At 38.8% G+C, this 3,723-nt stretch carries 2 protein-coding genes; both read left to right on the top strand.

Features of this window, described 5'->3' with window-relative positions:
* Positions 1 to 442: 442 nt before the first annotated feature.
* On the top strand, positions 443 to 1,858 hold the full coding sequence (locus tag I6F53_RS19870; RefSeq protein WP_166421932.1) for an alanine/glycine:cation symporter family protein: 1,416 nt from the start codon (positions 443 to 445) through the stop codon (positions 1,856 to 1,858).
* A gap of 168 nt (positions 1,859 to 2,026) precedes the next feature.
* Complete coding sequence (locus tag I6F53_RS19865) at positions 2,027 to 3,604, top strand: BCCT family transporter (protein WP_197240906.1); 1,578 nt, start codon at positions 2,027 to 2,029, stop codon at positions 3,602 to 3,604.
* The last annotated feature ends 119 nt before the right edge of the window (positions 3,605 to 3,723 follow it).

Genomic DNA, 3,723 nt, shown 5'->3' with positions numbered 1-3,723 from the left:
TTGGCTGTTAGAACTCAATCTGTACGAGTGCCCACACAGATGATTGCTTTATATTGTTAAAGAACGTTTTGAGTCGCTTTAGCGTCTCAAGGGATGCGAATAATACACCCTTTATTTTTCGAGTCAACACTTAGTTTTAAATTTCTTTCGATAATTTAAAACCGAAGTTTTATTTAACTCTCTGAGGTAGTTCGTGCCTCGCTATGCGTTGGCGTTTCCCGTCTCAGTGGGGTCGCATTATAGGGAGCGGCGGATTTTACGCAAGCGTTATTTTCACTAAATAGTAATTAAAATTAAGCCCCCTGCAAGTACACACGATAAGCACAAGTTATTAACAAAAACCTGTTGATAACTCTGCTTTTGAACTTTAAAACTAAACACTTTTATCCTGATGTGATAAGTTGCGGTCACTTTTTTTAACTCATGTATTTAGGCAGTATCCATGACAGACATAATAAATAGTATAAGTGCCCTTCTATGGGGGCAAGTTCTCGTCTACTTATTAATAGCAGCGGGCCTCTTCTTTACTTTTCGACTAGGCTTTATTCAATTTGTGCAATTCCCACATATGTTCAAAGTTATGTTTGGTTCTCGTAAATGTGCCGATAACGAAATTTCATCCTTTCAGGCTTTTTGTACTTCATTAGCAGCTCGTGTCGGTACTGGTAATATGGCTGGTGTTGCTGTTGCTTTATATTTAGGTGGCCCAGGTGCTATTTTTTGGATGTGGGTTATTGCATTAATAGGTATGGCTACAAGTTTTGCCGAGAGTACTTTAGCTCAGGCTTATAAAACAAAAGATGCTGATGGTAATTTTAGAGGTGGCCCTGCTTATTATATGCAAAACGGTTTAGGCAAACGCTGGATGGGAACTTTATTCTCGTTATGTTTAATTTTAGCCTTTGGTTTAGTATTTAACGCAGTACAGTCAAACTCTATTGCTGCAGCATTTGAAGTAGCGTTTGATGTACCTAAGTATATAGTAGGCATTTGCTTGGTTATCGGCTCTGGTATTATTATTTTTGGTGGATTGAAAACGATTTCTCGTTTTGCCGAAATGGTTGTGCCGTTTATGGCATTAGCTTACTTATTAGTTGCCCTTTACGTATGCGCTATTAACTTCACTGCATTACCTGATGTAATTGTACTTATAGTAAAAAGTGCTTTTGGTATTGAACAAGCCGGCGCAGGTGCAATTGGTTATGGTGTTACGCAAGCTATGATCCAAGGTATAAAGCGTGGTTTGTTTTCAAACGAAGCTGGTATGGGTAGTGCAGCTAATGCCGCTGCAACTGCAACGCCTTACCCTCCTCACCCAGCATCACAAGGTTATGTGCAAATGCTAGGTGTATTTATTGATACTATTGTTATTTGTACAGCGACTGCTTCTCTTATTCTGTTATCGCAGCAATTAGTACCTGAATCTGGTGTTATGGGGATTGAACTTACACAAGCTGCGTTACAAGAACATGTTGGTGACTGGGGTACTTACTTTATTGCCATTGCTATATTGTTTTTTGCTTTTACTTCTATTGTGGCTAATTACTCTTACGCTGAAACAAATTTAATGTTTTTAGAGCACAACTCTAATAAAGGGATGTTTATCTTTAGGCTTGTTGTTTTGGGTATGGTGATGTTTGGCGCGGTTGGTGAGCTTGGTTTAATTTGGACGCTGGCAGATATATCAATGGGTTTAATGGCCATTGTAAACGTTATAGCGTTATTTATGCTTTCAGGCGTTGTTGTATGGCTGTCGAAAGATTATAACGAGCAACGCAAGAAAGGTCTAATACCTACCTTTGATAAAAGTAAACATCCAAAACTCGATAAAGAGGTTGACCCCGAAGCCTGGAAATAAACAACAAACAGCGAGCTACGGCTCGCTTTTTTAGTTCTATAATTTATTTACGCACCCAATTTAATGTCAAACATCACTTTTAATAAAAAACTTATATTAAGCTTAAAACTATTTTATATTTAACTACGTAAATTAAGCGTAATTAGTTATCTATAATAAGGAGAACCGATGGATAACATGAGTAAAAAGTACAGTATCGACACGACCGATTATCAGGTAGGTCAAGATAATGTACAAAAATGGGGATTTGACATTCATAATCCTGTATTCGGAATAAGCGCCTTCTTAGTCGTATTATTTGTCGTGCTAACTTTAGTTTTTGACCCTACTGTCACTAGAGATTTTTTAACGTCCACCAAAAACGCCATCATAAACCAATTCGATAGCTACTTTATGCTTGTCGCGAATGGCTTTGTGATTTTTTGTTTTGTTTTAGCGCTCTCACCTTTAGGGAAAATTAGGCTAGGCGGCATAAAAGCTAAACCAGAGCATGGCTATTTATCTTGGCTTTCAATGTTATTTGCTGCAGGAATGGGCATTGGTTTGCTATTTTGGGGAGTTGCAGAACCAACCGCTTATTTTACAGGTTGGTACCATATGCCAATGAATGCTGAGCCCAATTCAGCGCAAGCACATTCATTAGCATTGGGCGCAACGATGTACCACTGGGGACTACATGGTTGGTCTATCTATGCGGTTGTAGGGTTAAGTTTAGCATTTTTTGCTTTCAATAAGGGATTGCCTTTATCTATACGCTCTGTATTTTATCCAATTTTTGGCGATCGCGCATGGGGTTGGCTCGGGCATATCATTGATATATTAGCTGTGCTTTCTACATTGTTTGGTTTAGCGACGTCATTAGGTCTTGGCGCGCAACAGGCAACAAGTGGTATAAATTACTTATTAGGTACCGACTACGGCACCGCATTTCAAATTACAGTTATTGGCTTAGTAACATGTATTGCTATTTTTTCTGTGATCAGAGGAATTGAGGGTGGTGTTAAAGTCCTTAGTAATATAAATCTGATTTGTGCATTTATTTTATTGCTCGCCGTTATTGCACTCACCTTTTCTGATGCGATTGGAGCCGTATGGTTCACCCTTGGTGCATATGTAGAACACTTTGTTCCATTAAGTAATCCTTTTGGAAGAACTGACGAAGACTGGATGCACTCGTGGACTGTATTTTATTGGGCGTGGTGGATATCGTGGTCGCCATTTGTAGGTATGTTTATTGCTCGTGTTTCTAAAGGACGTACCGTGCGTGAGTTTTTACTCGTAGTTATCGGGCTACCCACACTTCTTAGTTTGGTTTGGATGGGCGTATTTGGCAACATGGCAATAAACCAAGTTATAGATAAAGTAGGACCACTTGGACAAAATGGTCTAACTGATATTTCGGTAACACTATTTCAAGTATATGAACAACTACCGTTCTCTAGCTTTATATCTATTATGTCGATTGCATTAGTTTTAGTATTTTTTATAACATCGTCTGATTCAGGCTCCCTAGTTATAGATGGTATTACAGCTGGCGGTAAAATTGATGCACCTGTTCCACAACGAATCTTTTGGGCAACAGTTGAAGGTGTTATTGCGGCGGTATTACTCTGGGTAGGAGGATCACAAGCATTGCAAGCGCTACAATCAGGAGTCGTTACGACTGCCCTACCATTCTCTATTGTTCTTATTTTGATGTGTGTTGCGCTCATTCAAGGCTTATTAAGTGAGCAAAACACAAATTAAACAACAGTAACTATTGTTAAAGCGGCCTATATGGGTTAACATCGATCAGTTAAGGTATTTTTGATCGGTTGACCGATCTTTTGGTTGCTTCACAATACCCTTATCATCTTTTGATTATG

This window comes from Pseudoalteromonas sp. SWN29 (genome assembly GCF_015864465.1).
GTDB lineage: Bacteria > Pseudomonadota > Gammaproteobacteria > Enterobacterales > Alteromonadaceae > Pseudoalteromonas.
Note: the sequence above shows the minus strand (reverse complement) of the source record. Positions and strands in the feature narration are given on the sequence as shown.